Below are 18860 nucleotides of genomic sequence, written 5' to 3'. Positions count from 1 at the left end.
GATTCCCCTCCGAGCTGCAAGCGGAATTCAGACGCTGCCCAGATGCTCATCGCCGCGCGCGCGGGCCAGAAGGATCTGTTTCTGCCGCTCGCGGAAACGCATCTTGTCGGCCTCCGACGTCTCATCCACGCAGAGATGGCAGGACACGCCATGTTCATATTCCGGGCGCTTCACATCTTCGGGCAGGATCGGGCGGCGGCATCCGTGGCACAGGTTGTGCGGCCCCTCGACCAGACCGTGGCCAACCGACACACGATTGTCAAATACGAAACACTCGCCCTGCCAGGTGCTGTCCTCGGCGGGCATTTCTTCGAGATAGCGCAGGATGCCACCTTTGAGGTGATAGACATCCTCGACCCCCTGCCCGAGCAGGAAATTGGTGGATTTCTCGCAGCGGATACCACCGGTGCAGAACATCGCAACGCGCTTATTGTGGAATCGGTCCTTGTTCTGTTCCCACCAGTCGGGAAATTCGCGGAAGCTGGCGGTTTCAGGGTCTATAGCGCCCTCAAACGTGCCAATCGCCACTTCATAGTCGTTGCGCGTGTCGATCACGACCACATCGTCCGAGCGGATCAGATCATTCCATTCCTCGGGTTCGACGTAGTTGCCAACGCGGGCACGCGGATCGACATCCAGCTGGCCCATGGTCACGATCTCTTTCTTCAGACGCACCTTCATCTTGCCAAAAGGCGGATGGTCGGAGGTGGCCTCTTTCCACTCCAGATCGGAGCAGCCCGGCAGGGCCTTGATATGCGCCAGAACGGCGTCGATCCCGGAGCGCGGGCCAGCAATCGTGCCGTTGATCCCCTCTTGCGCCAGCAAAAGGGTCCCTTTGACCGAATGCGCGCGGCACAGGTCCAGCAGCGGCTCGCGCAGGGCGGCGTGATCAGCGAAACGGGTGAAGTGGTAGAGGGCAGCGATCGTGTACATGCGCGCGGTCTAAACCTGACAGCGCAGAGTCGCAAGGGATCGGATTGACGCTTCCTGCACTGCGCCGTACCGATAGACCAAAGGAGAGATTGCCATGACCCATGCCCTGCTTGTCATCGACGTCCAGAACGATTTCTGCCCCGGCGGCGCGCTGGCCGTGGCCGGGGGGGATCAGATCATTGCCCCGATCAACGCCATGATGGACAGGTTTGATGCCGTCATCCTGACGCAGGACTGGCATCCGGCGGGGCATTCCTCATTCGCCAGTTCGCATCCGGGCAAAGCCCCCTTCGAGATGACCGAGATGCCCTATGGCCCGCAGGTTCTGTGGCCCGACCATTGCGTGCAAGGCACTGATGGCGCGGGTTTTCACCCGGATCTGCGCACGGATGGAGACCTGATCATCCGCAAAGGGTTCCGCAGCGCCATCGACAGCTATTCGGCGTTTTTCGAGAATGACCAGACCACGCCGACAGGTTTGAAAGGGTATCTGGACACGCGCGGCATTTCGAAACTGACCCTCGTGGGGCTCGCGACCGATTTCTGTGTTCACTATTCGGCCGTTGATGCCGCGAAGCTGGGCTTTGACGTCACCATCGTGCAAAGCGCCTGCCGTGCAATTGACATGGATGGATCATTGGCTGCGGCGCAACAGGCCATGCAGGCCGCCGGGGTTACTCTGGCCGACTAAGGCGTAGCACCCGCTTCTGCGAAATACTTAAGCACCGCGAACAGAATCACCGCCACGCCAAGACCAACACCAATCCGCCCCTTTACAGTCCTGCGTTTGGGTCTGTCAGGCTGTGGCGTCTGGGGGAGTTGAACGGGAATAACCCGGACAAGCCCATCAACCGCCTCGGCCCGGCGAATGTGGCCGAGGAACTGCCGCAGATCGAACTCACCACAATATTCCCCCCGCACACCGCGGGTTTTGATATTGTCGAACAGGGTGCGCAGTATTCGGGTTCGGTCAGGCAGATCTTCAGTTGGAAACTTGTCCGGCACGATGCCGCTGACGTGCGAGTCGAGATCGAACCCCGCATCCTGAAACATCATGCGAATCCCGGGCGATGCCCCCCGCAAAGCGTCAGAGGTCTTCACATCCCTGAACCGCGCACAGACCTGAGCCGGAACATCCCCTTCCGCCGGTCTGACAACGATATCAAAATCGTACAGCAAACTCATTAACAACCATCAGTTCTGTCTTTCCATCCCACCCCATCACTAATTGGTGAAAACACCGGACAATAAGCCCGCATTGTGACGTCAAACGGGCATTGTCACCGAATCAGCGACTCTTGCCATTCGCCGTGCTGATTGATCTAACAACGGAAATTGCAGGAGTTCCCCATGGTCGACATCGCGACCCGTGTCTACAATCATAAATGGAAGATCGACCCGATTGTGCGGTCTTTGATCGACACGGATTTCTACAAACTGCTGATGTGCCAGTCAGTGTTTCGAAACAAGCCCCAAACAGATGTCGCGTTTTCCCTGATCAACCGCTCGAATCACGTGCCGCTGGCTCGTTTGATTGACGAAGGTGAGCTGCGGGAACAGCTGGATCACATCCGTTCGCTCAGCCTCAGCCGGGGGGAAAGCACGTGGTTGCGGGGCAATATGTTCTACGGCAAAAGGCAGATGTTCCGCTCGGATTTCATGGAATGGTTCGAGAATATGCGCCTGCCGCCCTACCATCTGGAGCGTAAAGGTGACCAATACGAACTGACCTTCGAGGGCAAATGGCACGAGGTGATGCTGTGGGAAATCCCGGCGCTCGCGGTGCTGATGGAGCTACGCTCGCGCGCGGTGCTGAACCACATGCGCCGGTTCGAGCTTCAGGTCCTCTATGCCCGTGCGATGACGCGTGTGTGGGAAAAGATCGAACAGCTGGGTTCTATCGACGGGCTTGGGATTGCAGATTTTGGCACGCGGAGGCGGCATTCCTTCCTTTGGCAAGATTGGTGCGTTCAGGCCATGATCGAGGGGCTGGGCGAGTCGTTCACCGGCACCTCGAACTGTCTCATCGCGATGCGGCGCGAGGTTGAGGCCATCGGCACCAATGCGCATGAACTGCCCATGGTCTATTCCGCCCTCGCCGACACGGATGAAGCGCTGGCGCAGGCCCCCTACGACGTCCTCAGCGACTGGCATGACGAACATGAGGGCAATCTGCGCATCATCCTACCTGACACCTATGGCACCAAAGGGTTTCTGGATCACGCCCCGGACTGGCTGGCCGGATGGACGGGCATCCGCATCGACAGCGGCGATCCCGCCGCCGGTGCCGAGATTGCGATCGACTGGTGGACGTCGCGAGGCGAGGACCCTAAGCAGAAGCGGATCATATTCTCGGACGGTTTGGACGTCGACAAGATCAAAGAGCTGCACAGCCAGTTCGCGGGGCGCACCAATATCTCCTTTGGCTGGGGCACCCTGCTGACCAACGACTTCCGCGGCCTTGTTCCAGATGACGCGCTGGCGCCGTTCTCGCTGGTATGCAAGGCGGTTTCGGCCAATGGGCGCCCGACGGTCAAATTGTCGGACAACCCGGAAAAGGCCATGGGACCCGCCGAGGAAATCGAGCGCTACAAGCGGGTGTTCGGCGTTGGCGCGCAGAAACCGATTGAGGTGATCGTTTAGCCGTGCAGGGCAGCCACCGTCTTGATTTGCGAAAAGCCATAGAGCGCCTCGAATCCTTTTTCGCGGCCGTGGCCGGATTTACCGACGCCTCCGAACGGTAGCTCTACGCCTCCGCCTGCGCCGTAGTTGTTGATGAACACCTGCCCCGAACGCAGGCGCTTGGCCAATCGCATCTGCCGCGCCCCGTCACGAGTCCAGATGCTGGCGACCAATCCATAGTCGGTGCTATTGGCTATGGTTAGAGCCTGTTCTTCGGTCTCAAACGGGATCAAGACCTGCACTGGGCCAAAGATCTCTTCCCGGGCCAGAGCGTGATCTGCTGGCACATCGGCGAAGAGGGTCGGGCGCACATAGGCCCCCGCTTCTGGTGCCTCCGGAACGATCTGCCCCTGGCCTGCAATCGCCAAATCCGCGCCTTTGGACAAAAACCCGGAAACAATTGCCTTCTGCCGATCCGAGATCAGCGGCCCTACTCGCAGGTCGTCTAACGCAGGCCCGACGGTCAGTTGCGCGTAGGCCTCGGCCATCTGCTCCTTGACCCGCTCATACAAACCGCGCTGCACTAGAATGCGCGACGAGGCCGAACAGGTTTGTCCCGCGTTCTGAATGCCCGCATTGACCAGGAACGGCAGCGCCGCCTCCAGATCGGCGTCATCGAACACCAATTGCGGAGACTTTCCGCCCAGTTCCAGTGTCACGGGAACGACATTGCGCCCCGCCGCCTGCTGCACCAAAGCGCCCGTCGCGACCGACCCGGTGAACGAGATATGATCGACCCCCGGATGCCCGGACAGCGCCGCCCCAGCCTCGGCCCCCAAACCGGGGACGACATTCAGCGCCCCGGTGGGTAAACCGGCCTCAACCGCCAGATGGGCGAAGGCGAGGGCGGTCAGGCAGGCCTCTTCTGCAGGTTTCAAAACGCATGCATTGCCTATGGCCAACGCCGCCCCGACCGAGCGTCCAATGATCTGCATCGGGTAGTTCCACGGCACGATATGCCCCGTGACCCCATGCGGCTCGCGCAGGGTGTAGACGGTATAGCCGTCGAGATAGGGGATGGTCTCACCCATAACTTTGTCCGCCGCACCCCCGTAGAATTCGCAATACCGCGCTAAAGCGATGGCATCGGCGCGGGCCTGGGTCAGCGGTTTGCCGACATCCATGGCCTCAAGCCGTGCAAGGTCGTCCACCCGGTCCAGAACCAATTGCCCCAGTCTGCTCAGGATGCGCCCCCTCTCAAACGCAGGCATCCGGCCCCAATCTCCGTCCAAGGCAGATCGCGCGGCAGCAACACCGGCGTCGATATCGGCCTGCTGACCGCGTGCAATCTGGCAGAGTACCGACCCGTCCGAAGGATTCACAATCGGCAAGTATTCCCCCGCAGCCGTCGTTTTCCATTCCCCGCCGATCAGGCATTGGCTGGGGTCGAACCAAATCGGGTTGGTCATTGGGAACTCCTGTATTTAGGCTCTAACATTGAGAATATCATGCGATTTTGCGGCCGATGTCGGGCAATTGCGGCGCGGCAGAGATCAGTTTGCGGGTATAGGGATGGCGGGGGTTGGAAAAGACGTCCTCGGTCTCGCCCTGTTCGACGATTTTCCCGGCCTGCATCACCATCACCCGATCCGTGATCGTGCGCACAACGCTTAGATCGTGGCTGATGAACAAGTAGGTCAGATCGTACGCCGCGCACAGTTCTGCCAAAAGATCAAGGATCTGCGCCCTGACCGACACGTCGAGGGCCGAGACCGCCTCATCAAACAAGATCAGTTCTGGGCGGATGATCAATGCGCGGGCAATGGCGATACGTTGCCGCTGCCCACCCGAGAATTCGTGGATGTATTTCCCTGCATCATCCGGGCTGAGGCCGACAGCGCGCAGCATCTCGGCGATCCTGTCTTGACGCTCGGACCCGGTTGGAGGTTTTTCCAGCAGGTGAAACGGTTCCATGATCAACCGCGCGACGCGGTGGCGCGGGTTGAAGCTGCCATAAGGGTCTTGAAACACGACCTGCATCTTGCGGCGGACGTCAAGATTTGGCTTGTGGCCTGAGAAAACGGGCACGCCATCCAGCCGGATTTCGCCGGATTGAACCTCTTCAAGACCCAAAATTGCCCGTGTTAGGGTCGATTTTCCACATCCTGACTCTCCGACCAGACCCAGACGCTCTCCGCGGTTGAGGGTAAAGCTGACCGTGTCCACCGCTCGCATAGGGGCGGGCTTTGTGAACAGCCCCGTGCGCGACAGGCGATAGTCACGGACCACGTCGGTGACCTCAAGCAAGGGCTTTTGCTTCTGCGTTTCGGGCAGAGCAACCTGGTGGTTTGAGGCGTCAAACAGCATCCGTGTATAGGGGTGTTGCATGTTCTTAAGCAGATGGTCGGTTGCGCCACTCTCGACCACTTCGCCCCGACGCATGACCACAATCTGATCCGCCATGTCTGCCACCACGGCCAGATCATGAGTGATCATCAGAAGCCCCATGTCGTATTCGCGCACCAGCCCTTTCAGCAGGTCCAGAATCTGCGCCTGCGTGGTCACGTCCAGGGCTGTCGTGGGCTCATCCGCGATCAGCAGTTTGGGCCTGAGTGCGATCGCCATCGCGATGACCACACGCTGACGCTGGCCGCCCGACAGCTCATGCGGGTAGCGGGACAGAGGGAAACGGTCAGGAGGCAGGCCAACACGGCTGAGAACCTCTTGCGCGCGGACCTCAGCTTGCGCGCGGGACATCGCTTTGTGGATCAGGATGGTCTCCATCACCTGATCGCCGATGGTTTTGACCGGGTTCAGGGCGGTCATCGGCTCCTGAAACACCATTCCGATCGACGCGCCACGAAGGGCGCACATTTCTGTCTCGGGCAGGTTTAGGATCTCTTGCTCGTCCAGATTTATCGATCCGTCGGTGCTCGCGCCGTCTGGCATCAGTTGCATGATGGCCAGCGCAGTCATGGACTTGCCCGAGCCGCTCTCTCCCGTGACCGCCACGATCTGACCGGGCGCAATTGACAGACTGACTTGCTTCAGAATCTCAGCTTCATGAATGGCCAGAGACAGGTTTTCGATCCGCAACAGGTTCATGCCCGCGCCACCCGAATGCGAGGGTCCAGCCAGTCGCGCAGACCGTCACCCAGCAAGTTCAGACCCAGCACCGTCACAATGATTGCCAGACCCGGAATTAGAGCCAAATGCGGGGCAAAACTGACCATTGTCTGCGCATCGGCCAGCATCCGACCCCAGCTTGGCGTGGGTGGTTGCGCGCCGAGACCGACGTAACTCAGCCCCGCCTCGGCCAAGATTCCGAGGCTGAACTGGATGGTGCCCTGCACGATCAGCAGGTTGGCGACATTGGGCAGGATATGTTCCGCCGAGATCCGCGCGGCACCCTTGCCCGAGACACGGGCGGCGAGGATGAACTCACGCTCCCACAGGGACAGGGCGGCGCCGCGTGTGATGCGGGCGAAGACGGGGATGTTGAAGATGCCAATAGCGATGATCGCGTTAATCGCCCCGGCCCCGAACACGGCGGTGATCAGGATGGCGATGACCAGAGACGGGAAGGCAAAGACCAGATCATTGCCGCGCATGATGACCTCATCCAGCCAAGCCCCCTTGCGCGCAGCCGCCGTCAGGCCCAGGGGCACGCCCAACGCCATACCGATCCCCACCGCCACCAACGCAACGGCAATGGACGTCCGCGCGCCGACCATGATCATCGAGAACATATCACGCCCGAAGTGATCGGTGCCGAACCAGTGCTGCGCGTTGGGCGGTTGCAGTTTCGCGGGAATGTCCAGCGCGGCGTGGTCATAGGGCGTCCAGACAAACGAGATCAGCGCCGCCAGCAAAACCAGAGACGACAGTACTGCGCCAAGGATCAGGTTTCGGCTCATGTCCGGCTCCTCAGCCTTGGGTCCACAGCGGCATAGGCCAGATCGACCAGAAAGTTCACGGTGATAACGGCGAAGACGAGTAGCATCACCACGGATTCCACCACGATCAGGTCACGAGCTGAGATTGCCTGAAACACCAACCGCCCGAGGCCGGGCAAGTAGAAGACCTGCTCGATAATGATCGACCCGGCCAGCAGGAACGAAAATTGCAGCCCGATGATCGTCAGCACCGGGATCAGCGCGTTGCGCACCCCGTGCCGCCATAGCGCCTGACGGCGGGAAAGACCCTTAGCACGGGCTGTGCGCATGAAATCCTCACCAAGTATGTCGAGCAGCGACGACCGCATCACCCGCGCCAGAATAGCCGCTTGTGGCAGTGCCAAAGCGATGGCAGGCAGGGTCAGAGAATGCATCCCGGTCCAGAACCCCTTGTCCCAACCGGCGAACCCTCCGGCGTTGAACCAGCGCAGGTTGATGGCGAAGATCAGGACCAGCATCATCGCGAACCAGAAGTTCGGCACGGCAATGCCCAGCTGCGTGGCCCCCATGACGGTCAGATCGCCCGGTTTGCCGCGCCTGGCGGCGGCGTAGATGCCCGCCGGAAAGGCAATCAGGGTGGACAGGGTCAGCGCATAGAGCGCCAGCGGCAATGACACCCATAACCGATCTGCGATCATCTGCGACACCGGCGTGCGATAGGTGTAGGAGGTACCAAAATCGCCGACCAGCATACCACCAATCCAATTAAAGTACCGATCAAGTTTGGACATATCCAAACCCAACTCGGCCCTAAGAGCGGCCAGCGTATCGGGCTGCGCGTTGACGCCCAGCATGAATGAGGCTGGATCGCCCGGTGCGATCTCGATCACGGCGAAGATCACCACCGAGGCAACCGCCAGGCTGATCACAAGCGAAATCAGACGTTTGAGGGCATAGCGAAGCATCAGCGCCACGTTAGGCCGGGCCGCGCTTTGGGTCCAGCACCAGTTCCATTGTCGAGAATCAGTGCGGGTCCTATCCTGAGACCATTGTTTGAAAGGAAATTGATGATGAGAATACCTGTACTTGCGGCTTTGTTTTTAGCCGCAGCGGGCGCGGCGCCCGCTCAGCAACTGGATGTGGATTTCGTGATCACCGAAGACGGGCAAGCCGCAGGATGCGCGGCCAGTATCGTCTCGGGTCTGGATCCAAACGGTGATGGCTTTCTGGCTGTGCGCACGGGACCGGGGTCAAACTATTTCCAGGTCGACCAACTGCGCAACGGCGACGCGGTCCGCACCTGTGCACAACAAGGGGAGTGGATCGGCGTCTACTATGGCCAGCCCCGTCGCAAGGGCTGGGTTCATAGCAATTGGCTAATTGACGGGGCGGGTTAGCCCCGACAGTTACTCAGCCCAGCTGATCGCGGTCAGATCAATGGCGGCTGTTGGCGCATTCTGCCACAGCCCCTGGACGCCTGCTTTAGCCACGCCGAGCTTGGCCAATTGGAACAGGTAACCGTTGACATAGTCGCTGGAAATCAGCCTCTGTGCCTCACCCATCAGGCGGGTGCGCTCATCCGGATCGGTTGTGGTGTTCAGCAGCTCCATCAGCGCCTGGAAATCCGAGCTTTCATACTGGAAATAGTAATCGGGCCGGGCGTAGATGCCGATATCCATTGGTTCGGTGTGGCTGACGATGGTCAAACCGAAATCCTTGCCCTTGAAGACCGATTCCAACCACTGCGCCCATTCGACATTGATGATCTCAGCCGTTATCCCGACCTCGGCCAGTTGAGCAGCAATGATCTCGCCACCCCGGCGCGCATAGGACGGGGGCGGCAGATGCAGGGTGGTTTCGAACCCGTCCGCCAAGCCGGCCTCGGCCAGCAGAGATTTGGCTTTTTCCGGGTCATAGGCGGATTGCCCGGTCAGATCGACATAGGCCGGGTGATGCGGCGCGAAATGGGTGCCAATGGGGGTACCATAGCCGAACATGGCTCCGTCAATGATCGCCTGACGGTCAATCGCGTGGGCCAGTGCCTGCCGAACGAGGATATCGTCAAAGGGCGCCTGCTTGTTGTTCGTGGACAGGATCGTCTCACCCTCGGTCGAGCCGACAAGCACCTGAAAGCGTGGATCGGCTTCGAACTGAGGCAGGTTCTCGGGCGCGGGGAAATTGTCGAACACATCCACATCCTCGGCCATCATCGCGGCAAAAGCGGCGGTCGGATCCGAGATGAACTTGAACGTAGCCGTCTCTAACGCGGGCTGATCGCCCCAATAATCGGGATTGCGGTTCAGCGTGATGCTGTCGCCCTGCACCCATTCGCCAAAGGTGAATGCCCCGGTTCCGACCGGGTTGGTCTTGATTTCGTCGATGCTGTCTGAGGCCACGATCACCGCGTCACCCCAGGCCATGTTGAACAGGAAATTCCCGTTTGGCTCGGACAGGGTCACCTTGACGGTCGTGGGGTCCACCGCCTTAACGCTTTCGATGCCAGCGAACAGCGCCTTTTGCGCATTCGCACTGTCCTCGGCCATAGCGCGATCCAGGCTGAACTTGACGTCCTCGGCATCCATTGTGGTGCCATCGTGGAAGGTCACGCCATCGCGCAGCTTGAAGGTATAGACGGTGCCGTCGTCTGAGATCTCCCAGCTTTCCGCCAGCCCCGGCACGACCGAGCCGTCGCCCATGAAACGGGTCAGACCTTCGAAAATATTGGTGTAAACAACCGAATCAATGGCCTGTGCGGCGGCACTGGTCGGGTCCAGATGCGGTGGCTCCAGCTGCATGGCGATGGTGATGTCGGATTTCGCCAATGCCTGCGACGCCAGCACACTGGCGCTTAGCGCCAATATGCAACCGAAGGTTCGAAACATCTGCTTTGTCATGAAAATCTCTCCCCGTTGATGTCAACGTAGCCGCGTGTTTTCGGGCCTTTCGGAGGCCAGTGTTCCCTTAAACCTAGGGTCATTCAAGGAAATGTTCGCGCAACCGGGGTTTCGCGTGCCCGGTCAGATCTGTTATGCCGCGCTGCAACATGAACCGTGCCGGAGCCGAGCATGAGCGCCACAGCCCGCAAAAAAGCCCCGAACGCCGAGGATATCCGCGCCCGTAAAGGCGGCGATCCTTTGGTCAGTCTGACGGCCTACACCACGCCGATGGCCCGACTGATGGACGCCCATTGCGACTTTGTCCTTGTTGGCGACAGCGTCGGAATGGTGCTGCACGGGCTGGAATCGACCCTTGGCGTGACGATCGAAATGATGATCCTGCACGGTCAGGCCGTCGCTCGCGGCCTGGACCGCGCGATGATGGTGATCGACATGCCCTTCGGCAGTTACGAGGAAAACCCAGCGCAAGCCTTCTGCAATGCCGCCCGCCTGATGGCGGAAACCGGGGCGGGTGCGGTGAAACTGGAAGGTGGGGTCGAGATGGCCGAGACCATCCGCTTTCTGGTCAAGCGCGGCATCCCGGTCATGGCTCATATCGGCCTGACGCCGCAATCCATCAACACATTGGGTGGCTACAAGGTGCAAGGCCGGGACGAACAGGCCGAAGCGGTGCTGGCTGATGCCGCCGCTGTGGCACAAGCAGGTGCGTTTTCCGTCGTGTTAGAGAAGGTTCCGCAAGGTCTGGCCGATCGGATCACGGCTGAGGTGGCAATCCCTACTATCGGCATCGGAGCCTCGGCAGGGTGTGATGGACAGATTCTTGTGGTCGACGACATGGTTGGCTTTTTCACTGCGTTCAAACCAAAATTCGTCAAACGCTACGCCGAACTTGGCCCGTTGGCCGAAGCCGCCATTGCCGAATACGCCGCCGAAGTACGCGCCCGCACCTTCCCGGCAGATGAGCATGTGTTTGCTGACCAGGCCCCCAAGGGCACCCGCAAATGACCGCGCCAATTCTGCGCCGATTGGCGGACCTGCGGGTATTGACCCAGCAATGGCACCGTGACGGAGAGGTAGTCGGCGTCGTCCCCACAATGGGCGCGCTGCATCAGGGGCATTTGTCACTGGTCGAGGCGGCCAAAGCCGGATGCGACCGCGTGATTGTCACGATCTTTGTGAACCCCAAACAGTTCAACAACCCCGAGGATCTCGCCAACTACCCGCGCACCGAGCATGAGGACGCCGAAAAGCTCGCCCCCTATGGTGTTGACGCGATCTATGTGCCGGACCCAGATCAGATTTATCCCGAGGGGTTCTCGACAACAGTAGCAGTTGCGGGCCTGACCGATGTGATGGAGGGGCCCTTCCGCCCCGGTCACTTCGAAGGCGTCGCCACGGTGGTCGCCAAACTGTTCCTGCAAACGCAGGCGGATCGAGCCTATTTCGGGGAAAAAGACTATCAACAGCTGTTGGTCGTGCGGCGCATGGCCCGCGATTTGGATATCCCGATCGAGGTCGTCGGCTGCCCCACCGTGCGTGAGCCGTCGGGCTTGGCGATGTCCTCGCGCAATCTGCGCCTCTCAGCCGAAGGGCTGCAGATCGCGGCGCAGAAGAACCAGATCATGCGCGGGATGGCGGAAAAGCTGTCACAGGGCGCGGATTTCGCGCCGATTGCGCAAGCTGCGCGCGACACCCTGATTAAGGCGGGCTTCACCGAGGTCGAATATATCGACCTGCGCTGTGCCGAAACGCTGCAGGCCCTGCCTCGCGCCGACCGCCCGGCCCGCCTGTTCGTCACCGCCTGGGCGGATGGCGTTCGGCTGATCGACAATATCCCGGTCGCTGCGGCCTGATTTCTGCTCTGGCCCCTGCGCGAGTGTTTGCGCTAAAGTCCCGCAAAACACCACCGGGGGAGGAACGCGGGCATGACATATATTCTGGCTATTGATCAGGGCACGACATCATCGCGCGCAATTTTGTTTGACGCTCAGATGCAGCGCGTGGGCACGGCCCAGCAGGAATTTCCCCAGCATTTCCCGCAGGAAGGCTGGGTTGAACATGATGTCGAGGATATCTGGAACAGCGTTCTGAGCGTTTGTCAGGAGGTGATGGAAACCACGGGCACAACGCCCGCGCAGATCGCCGGGATTGGTATCACCAACCAGCGAGAAACCACCGTTGTTTGGGACAAGTCCACCGGCAAGGCGATCCACAATGCCATTGTCTGGCAGGACCGCCGCACCGCCGATATCTGCGCCCGCTATAAACAAGCCGGGTGCGAGGATGACGTGACCCTGCAAACCGGGCTTCTGCTTGACCCGTATTTCTCGGGCACCAAGGTGAAATGGCTGCTGGACACCGTTCCCGGCGCGCGCGAAAGGGCCGAAGCCAGAGAGTTGCTGTTCGGCACCATCGACAGTTTCCTGATCTGGCGGTTGACCGAAGGGCGCAACCACGTCACCGATGCCACCAACGCCGCCCGGACCCTGTTGTTCGACATCCACAAAGGCGCTTGGAGCGCTGAGATCTGCGATCTGCTGGACGTCCCGATGGCGATGCTGCCAGAGGTGCTGGATTGCGCCGCTGATTTCGGTGCGACAACGCTGCTTGGCGGCAATATCCCTATTCTGGGCGTGGCCGGGGACCAGCAGGCCGCCACTATCGGACAGGCTTGTTTCCAGCCCGGCATGATGAAATCGACCTATGGCACTGGCTGTTTCGCTCTGTTGAACACCGGCACGCAGCCGGTTGCCTCGAAGAATCGTCTGCTCACCACGATCGGGTATCAGCTGGATGGGCAGCGGACTTATGCGTTGGAAGGCTCGATCTTTATCGCCGGGGCCGCCGTTCAGTGGCTGCGCGACGCGCTGCAAATCATCGACTCGGCCCCGCAGAGCGGCGACCTGGCCGCGCAGGCCGATCCGAACCAGCATGTGGTACTGGTGCCCGCCTTCACCGGTCTGGGCGCGCCCTACTGGAAACCGGATTGCCGTGGCGCAATGTTCGGATTGACCCGCAACTCGGGCCGGGCCGAAATCACCCGCGCCACACTGGAAAGCATCGCCTTCCAGACCCGAGACCTGTGGCACGCCATGCAGGGCGACTGGGGGGCTGAGGCAGAGGTGATCCTGCGCGTCGATGGCGGGATGAGCGCATCTGACTGGGCCATGCAGGGCCTCTCCAACATTCTGGGCGCGCCAGTGGATCGGCCCGTGATGCAGGAAACAACCGCCTTGGGGGCGGGTTGGCTGGCGGGCATGAAGGCCGGGATCTATCCCGATCAGGACGGTTTCGCCGAGACATGGCAATTGGATCAGAGATTCGAGCCTAACATGCCGCAAGAGGACCGCGACTTCGCCTATGCCCGTTGGCAACGCGCCGTGCAGGCGGCCATGGCGTTCTGACGGGTCTCCAGACACCAAGAAGGCCGGGCTTCAGCCCGGCACCGACCTCAACAGCGTTTCGGGTTAGCTGTGATCTTTCATCAGCCGCTGCTTCTGCCGCGACCAATCCCGCTTGGCCTGGGTTTCGCGCTTGTCATGCAGCTTTTTACCCTTGGCGATCCCGATCTTCAGCTTCGCCCGGCCCTTGTGGTTGAAATACAGCACCAGCGGCACCAGTGTCATACCCTTGCGCTGGGTTGCATTCCAAAGGTTCGACAGCTCTTTGCGCGACACCAGCAGCTTGCGGCGGCGGCGCTCTTCATGCTTGAACACCTTGGCTTGCTCATAGGGGGCAATGTAGCTGTTGATCAGCCATAGTTCTCCGTCGTCGACCGAGGCATAGCTTTCGGCGATGTTCGACCCACCTGCCCGCAGAGATTTGACCTCGGACCCCTCCAGCATGATGCCGCACTCGAGATCCTCTTCGATTGCGTAATCGAAGCGGGCGCGCCGGTTCTCGGCGATGACTTTGTAATTCGGGTCTGTCTTCTGCTTGGCCATGACGCGATGATGTAGGCGGCTTGGGCGGTCCTTGCAAGGCGCAGCGCTTACCTCTTGGCCGAGATGATCAGATCTGGGCCAAAAATCGTGTCGGCATGGTTGGCTAGGTAGATCTTGAGCCACGGCGTAAAACGGGTGGGATGGCGGCGCACTTCGGCCAGCAGATCATGGTAGTCGATCCAGCGGATATCCATCACTTCGTCCGGGTTAGGCTCGATTTTCAACGGTCCACGGACATGGGCGAGGAAGACGTCAACGACCTCATGTTCCACCATGCTGTTGCCAACATCAGCGTGATATTCCAGCCGGTGGCGGTATTCCGGGTAAAGGCCGGTGATCCCCAATTCCTCACGCAGGCGACGCACAGCGCAGGCTGAGGCGCTTTCGTTCCAGTCGGGATGCGTGCAGCAGGTATTCGCCCAAAGACCCGGCGTGTGATATTTGCCCATGGCGCGACGCTGCAGCAGAATTTCGGTGCCCCGCACGACAAAGACAGACACGGCCTTGTGCTTGAGGCCCTTTTCATGCGCCTCCAGCTTGTCGACGGGGGTCAATTGGCCATCAACCCAGGCCGGAATCATCAATCCCATCTGTCATCTCCTGATGCCGATCCGCCGGAACAGCGGGAATTTGGGGTTATGTAATGGCCAGATCGGCGTGGCGGTTCGGTGTCATAAGGCTGAGCACAGGCACCGCATGGAACGAAAGTGGCAATGATTGGTCAGGTTATCAATCGCACGAAAGGCCGCAGGTGTGCGGCCTTTCGTCATGTCCAACAGGATTTTCGGCCGATTTTACTCGCCAGAGACGCTCACGATGTAGGCATAGACATCCTCGCCGCCTTTTTTCAGACGGAACGACATCTTGGATTTGGCCGAGGTCTCGCCCAGGTAATCCTTCAGGAACGCTTTAGGGTCCTGCGAATAAGCGACGAAACTCTCTTCGTCCCAAACCAGCCCGTTTTCGCCGGCAGCAACGATGCTGTCACCGTATTTGAATCCCTCATAGGTGCCCGCAGTCCGACCCGCGATGCCATAGAGGTTCGGCCCGGTCTTGCCGCCCTTGACGATCACTTCGCCCTCTGGGTCTGCGATCATGTGGCAGGATTTGCACTTGTTAAAGGCTTTCTTGCCTGCTTCGGCGTCGCCTTCCGCATAGGCTGGCAGGGCCAGCAGGCCGATGATTGCTGTAGCTAGGATGCGATTCATATTTTGGCTCCGATACTTGGTGGCTTGCGCAGATGGTGCTTTTGAACGGCCCAGAGTCAACGCGCAGATTGCCGCGCATACGCGCCTATAGGCGCTTGTACAGGCGTTTCTAATCTGTCGCGTTTAGAGTCGACCAGCAAGGTAGCAAATCGTCGTAGACAGGTGTCGCAAGATAAACCGCCCGCGCGATCGCTCGCGCCAGACAGAGAGAGGCCGCATGGCCGATCTGCCCAAGCTCGACCTCCGAGGTCATGGGCTTTGCCCCGGTGCTGACGCCAAACACCAGATCGCCATCGCCCGGCGTATGCGCGGGAACGATTGCGCGCGCGATCCCATCATGGGCGGCGACCGCCAGTCTCTGACATTGAGGTTTGGACAAGGCCGCGTCGGTGGCGACGATTGCTATCGTCGTGTTGGCTTTTTGCGGATCGGCACGCATGGCCTGCGACTTGCGGCTGATTTGCAGTTGGCCCAGTCCAGCGCTGGGATCAGGCCCAAAACCGCCGAATTCATCACCAATCTCGAACGGCGCGGCCCAGAAATGGCGATCACCCGGCGTTGTGACACTTCCCAGCGGGTTCGCCGCCACCAAGGCGCCAACGGTCACTCCGCTGTCCAAAACGAATGAGGCCGAACCCAGCCCGCCTTTGTGCATCGCCGCCAAGGCTCCGGTCCCTGCCCCAGTTGTGCCCAGGGTGAAATCCTTGCTGGCGGTTTCGAAAGCCTTGCGTCCCAAAGCGCGGTAAGGGTTTTCGTCCCATGACTTGTCACCGCCGTTCAACAGGTCGAACAGGATTGCGCCGGGAACGATTGGGACCCTGATATCGCCGACAGGAAATCCCCGGTCTTGTGCCCGTAGCGCGTCCGAGACGCCCGAGCAGGCATCCAGACCAAAGGCCGATCCACCGGACAAAATGATAGCGTCGACATGGGTGACGGATTTGTCGGGGGCGAGCAGGTCGGTTTCGCGCGTGCCGGGGGCTCCGCCCATCACGTGGACCGAGGCAGTGAACGGCGCGTCGGATGTCAGAACGGTTGTGCCGGACTTCAGCGCTGTCTCCTGCGCATTGCCGACCTTAAGGCCGGGGACATCGGTGATCAGGTTTCGGGCTCCGGGGGTCATTTTCGCCTTTTGTATTGGGCCGAAAGCGCGCTAGCGCGCGCTGCCTCCGGCGGAGGTATTTTTGGCCAGATGAAGAGCGGATCAGATACAGCGGCCACCGTCGACCTCGAGCGCTGTGCCGGTGATCATGCTGGCCTCGTCCGAGCAGAGAAACAGGGCCGCGTTGGCCATGTCCTGTGGGGTTGAAAAGCGACCAAGCGGGATGGTTGAGAGGAACTTGGCGCGAATCTCGGGCGTATCTTCGCCCATGAAGGATTTCAGCAGCGGCGTTTCCCCCGCGACCGGGCAGATGGCATTGACCCGCACGCCAGAGGGGGCCAGTTCGACCGCCATTGTTTTCGTCGCGGTGATCATCCAACCCTTGGAGGCGTTGTACCAGTTCAGATTGGGGCGCGGCGACAGCCCGGCGGTTGAGGCGACGTTGAGGATCGCCCCGGTACCGCGCGCCTTCATCGCCGGGACAAAGTCGCGGGCGGTCAGGTAGACAGACTTCATGTTCACGTTAAAGACGCGGTCAAAATCCCCTTCGCTGACGTCTTCCAGCGGTGTGGGCAGATGGGTGACACCAGCGTTGTTGACCAGAATATCGAGCTGTCCAAAGGCGGCCTCGACCGCGTCGGCCATGGCCTGAACCGACGCGCCGTCGCTGACATCCACCTGTTGCGCCACGGCGGCAGGGCCCAGTTGCGCCGCCAGATCCTGCGCCGCGTCGCCATTGATGTCAGCGATCATCACACGCGCACCCTCGGCCAGAAACTTCTTTACGATCCCGGCCCCGAACCCGGACGCGCCGCCAGTGACAATTGCCGTGTTCCCCTCCAGCCTCATGACGTTACCCTCCTGCCGCTTTTGCGGGTCAGAGTATCAACGAGTCGGCAAGATACCAGATCAATCTTCTGATACTTTCCCGCGCAGCGCCTTGACGTCGCCACGAGCTTTTTTCGCGGCCAGACGGCGCTTGACCGAGCCGTAGGTGGGCTTGGTGGCAATCCGCTGCTTGGGTTTGACCAGCGCCCGAGCGATCAGTTCCGCCAATCGGGTACGCGCAATCTCGCGGTTGCGGGCCTGAGAGCGGGTTTCTTCGCATTGAATGATGATCGCGCCATCCTTGGTCCAACGTCGCCCGGCCAGACGTTTCAGGCGGTTCTTCACCGGTTCCGGCAGGGATGGAGAGCGTTCAGCCTCGAACCGAAGCTCGACAGCGGTCGAAACCTTGTTGACGTTCTGCCCACCGGGACCGGAGGAGCGGACGAAGCTCTCAGTCATTTCCCAATCCTGCAGAGTGATATCGTCGGTGATGCGCAACATTGGTCAGACCTTACAAGGCGCGGGTGGAAACAGAAAGGGCCGCCCCGGTGGGACGGCCCTTCGAAAGTTCAGGAGGTCGGGTCGGTTAGATCAATCGACCAGCCGGAGCGAGCGCTCCGCCAAGGGCTGCCCTAGCAGGCTTTCCCCCCGGTTGTTCCGACACCTCTCTCCAATCTCTTTCTTGACACTGGATCACCTCCTTTTCTATCTGTTGCGGTTAGTTTTGAGCCTGACACAAGATGCGCCATTCTCAAAGCACTTTTTTACGCAGGCTGTGCGGCAGTCAGACGGGCGACGATCACCTTGAACGGGATCAGGGCAATCAGGGCCAGCGACAGCTTCACCAACCAGTCCGCAAAGGCCAGCGTGACCCACAGCGGAGCCATCGGGCCGGACAGCATGAACGGCACAGGCTCCCATGCCCAGTTGATTGCTGCGTCAGCGTTTGCGCCGAAGAAGGTGACCGATGCCGAGAAGGCCAGCGTAAAGAAGATCGCGGTGTCCAGCGCCGATCCGACGAGAGTCGAAACCAGCGGCGCGCGCCACCAGCGGCCTCCGCGCAGCGAATTGAACACGGTGACGTCGGTCAGCTGCGCGATCAGGAAGGCGGTGCCCGAGGCAACAGCGATCCGCAGCGGTACGGCGGCATAGGTAAAACCATCGCCCTGCAGCATGATCTGGCTACCGATCAGCGAGCAGATGATACCGGTGACAAACCCGGCGAACACGACCTTTCGGGCCGGACCTACGCCATAGACGCGGTTCATGATGTCTGTGACCAGGAAGGCCAGCGGGTAGGTGAAAGCACCCCAGGTCAGCAATCCGTCAAGGATCAGGAACTGAACCAGAATGTTCGAGGCCACAACAATGGCGGCCATGGCAAGAATGCCGGGAATATAAGAGCGTTGCATTTTCAGATGCCCGTTTTG

General features: G+C 60.3%; 20 protein-coding genes. 6 read left to right on the top strand and 14 right to left on the bottom strand.

Going from position 1 to position 18860, the window contains the following annotated elements; all coding sequences use genetic code 11:
• Window positions 1-27 precede the first annotated feature (27 nt).
• Complete coding sequence (gene trhO, locus ACR0AI_RS18850) at window positions 28-933, bottom strand: oxygen-dependent tRNA uridine(34) hydroxylase TrhO (RefSeq protein WP_480676316.1); 906 nt, start codon at window positions 931-933, stop codon at window positions 28-30.
• Between the two features lie 94 nt (window positions 934-1027).
• Here trhO and pncA point away from each other — a divergent pair, with 94 nt between their 5' ends.
• Entirely contained in the window at window positions 1028-1624 is a 597-nt protein-coding gene (gene pncA, locus ACR0AI_RS18845; protein WP_480676314.1) for a bifunctional nicotinamidase/pyrazinamidase, read from the top strand.
• Here pncA and ACR0AI_RS18840 read toward each other — a convergent pair.
• Window positions 1621-2118, bottom strand: a complete 498-nt coding sequence (locus ACR0AI_RS18840; protein ID WP_480676312.1) for a hypothetical protein — start codon at window positions 2116-2118, stop codon at window positions 1621-1623. The genes pncA and ACR0AI_RS18840 overlap by 4 nt on opposite strands.
• 165 nt (window positions 2119-2283) lie before the next feature.
• Here ACR0AI_RS18840 and pncB point away from each other — a divergent pair, with 165 nt between their 5' ends.
• Window positions 2284-3576 (top strand): nicotinate phosphoribosyltransferase, encoded by a 1293-nt coding sequence (pncB, locus tag ACR0AI_RS18835; RefSeq protein ID WP_480676310.1) that lies wholly within the window; start codon window positions 2284-2286, stop codon window positions 3574-3576.
• Here pncB and ACR0AI_RS18830 read toward each other — a convergent pair.
• From ACR0AI_RS18830 to ACR0AI_RS18815, 4 genes are read right to left on the bottom strand one after another with little or no spacing between them, the layout of a single operon-like run.
• Window positions 3573-5024: an aldehyde dehydrogenase family protein gene (locus ACR0AI_RS18830; RefSeq protein ID WP_480676308.1), complete on the bottom strand. Its 1452-nt coding sequence runs from the start codon at window positions 5022-5024 to the stop codon at window positions 3573-3575. The two genes, pncB and ACR0AI_RS18830, sit on opposite strands and share 4 nt — an antisense overlap.
• 37 nt (window positions 5025-5061) lie before the next feature.
• Window positions 5062-6660 carry an ABC transporter ATP-binding protein gene (locus ACR0AI_RS18825; protein WP_480676306.1) on the bottom strand — a complete coding sequence of 533 codons (1599 nt, stop codon included), beginning with the start codon at window positions 6658-6660 and terminating at the stop codon, window positions 5062-5064.
• Window positions 6657-7472: an ABC transporter permease gene (locus tag ACR0AI_RS18820; RefSeq protein ID WP_170643699.1), complete on the bottom strand. Its 816-nt coding sequence runs from the start codon at window positions 7470-7472 to the stop codon at window positions 6657-6659. Before ACR0AI_RS18820 ends, ACR0AI_RS18825 begins: the two co-directional genes overlap by 4 nt.
• Complete coding sequence (locus ACR0AI_RS18815) at window positions 7469-8416, bottom strand: ABC transporter permease (RefSeq protein WP_170679490.1); 948 nt, start codon at window positions 8414-8416, stop codon at window positions 7469-7471. Before ACR0AI_RS18815 ends, ACR0AI_RS18820 begins: the two co-directional genes overlap by 4 nt.
• 105 nt (window positions 8417-8521) lie before the next feature.
• On the opposite strand from ACR0AI_RS18815, the gene ACR0AI_RS18810 reads away from it, so the two are divergent.
• Window positions 8522-8848, top strand: a complete 327-nt coding sequence (locus ACR0AI_RS18810; RefSeq protein ID WP_170767906.1) for an SH3 domain-containing protein — start codon at window positions 8522-8524, stop codon at window positions 8846-8848.
• Between the two features lie 9 nt (window positions 8849-8857).
• On the opposite strand, the gene ACR0AI_RS18805 is transcribed toward ACR0AI_RS18810, so the two are convergent.
• A complete protein-coding gene (locus ACR0AI_RS18805; protein ID WP_480676303.1) occupies window positions 8858-10345 on the bottom strand; it encodes an ABC transporter substrate-binding protein in 1488 nt (495 codons plus the stop codon).
• Window positions 10346-10516: 171 nt separating this feature from the next.
• Here ACR0AI_RS18805 and panB point away from each other — a divergent pair, with 171 nt between their 5' ends.
• The 3 genes from panB to glpK all read left to right on the top strand — a co-directional run bounded on the left by panB (window position 10517) and on the right by glpK (window position 13752).
• The gene (gene panB / locus ACR0AI_RS18800) at window positions 10517-11353 is read left to right on the top strand and encodes a 3-methyl-2-oxobutanoate hydroxymethyltransferase (RefSeq protein WP_480676301.1); all 837 of its coding nucleotides are present in this window, start codon (window positions 10517-10519) and stop codon (window positions 11351-11353) included.
• Window positions 11350-12201 (top strand): pantoate--beta-alanine ligase, encoded by an 852-nt coding sequence (panC, locus tag ACR0AI_RS18795; protein ID WP_480676299.1) that lies wholly within the window; start codon window positions 11350-11352, stop codon window positions 12199-12201. The genes panB and panC overlap by 4 nt, the downstream gene beginning before the upstream one ends.
• 72 nt (window positions 12202-12273) lie before the next feature.
• The gene (glpK, locus tag ACR0AI_RS18790; protein WP_480676297.1) at window positions 12274-13752 is read left to right on the top strand and encodes a glycerol kinase GlpK; all 1479 of its coding nucleotides are present in this window, start codon (window positions 12274-12276) and stop codon (window positions 13750-13752) included.
• Between the two features lie 63 nt (window positions 13753-13815).
• Here the strand turns inward: glpK and smpB are convergent, their stop codons facing one another.
• The 7 genes from smpB to ACR0AI_RS18755 form a co-directional block, all read right to left on the bottom strand.
• Complete coding sequence (gene smpB / locus ACR0AI_RS18785; protein WP_170481925.1) at window positions 13816-14292, bottom strand: SsrA-binding protein SmpB; 477 nt, start codon at window positions 14290-14292, stop codon at window positions 13816-13818.
• Window positions 14293-14339: 47 nt separating this feature from the next.
• On the bottom strand, window positions 14340-14882 hold the full coding sequence (gene idi / locus ACR0AI_RS18780; RefSeq protein WP_170459547.1) for an isopentenyl-diphosphate Delta-isomerase: 543 nt from the start codon (window positions 14880-14882) through the stop codon (window positions 14340-14342).
• A 204-nt stretch (window positions 14883-15086) separates the two neighbouring features.
• Complete coding sequence (locus ACR0AI_RS18775; protein ID WP_480566426.1) at window positions 15087-15500, bottom strand: c-type cytochrome; 414 nt, start codon at window positions 15498-15500, stop codon at window positions 15087-15089.
• A gap of 109 nt (window positions 15501-15609) precedes the next feature.
• Window positions 15610-16623, bottom strand: a complete 1014-nt coding sequence (locus ACR0AI_RS18770) for a P1 family peptidase (protein WP_480676294.1) — start codon at window positions 16621-16623, stop codon at window positions 15610-15612.
• 81 nt (window positions 16624-16704) lie between these two features.
• The gene (locus ACR0AI_RS18765; RefSeq protein WP_480676292.1) at window positions 16705-17451 is read right to left on the bottom strand and encodes an SDR family oxidoreductase; all 747 of its coding nucleotides are present in this window, start codon (window positions 17449-17451) and stop codon (window positions 16705-16707) included.
• Window positions 17452-17511: 60 nt separating this feature from the next.
• Complete coding sequence (gene arfB, locus ACR0AI_RS18760; protein WP_480676290.1) at window positions 17512-17931, bottom strand: alternative ribosome rescue aminoacyl-tRNA hydrolase ArfB; 420 nt, start codon at window positions 17929-17931, stop codon at window positions 17512-17514.
• A 263-nt stretch (window positions 17932-18194) separates the two neighbouring features.
• Entirely contained in the window at window positions 18195-18842 is a 648-nt protein-coding gene (locus tag ACR0AI_RS18755) for a queuosine precursor transporter (protein WP_170555338.1), read from the bottom strand.
• Window positions 18843-18860: the final 18 nt, after the last annotated feature.

Source organism: Ruegeria sp. BG3, from assembly GCF_056538485.1.
Note: the sequence above shows the minus strand (reverse complement) of the source record. Positions and strands in the feature narration are given on the sequence as shown.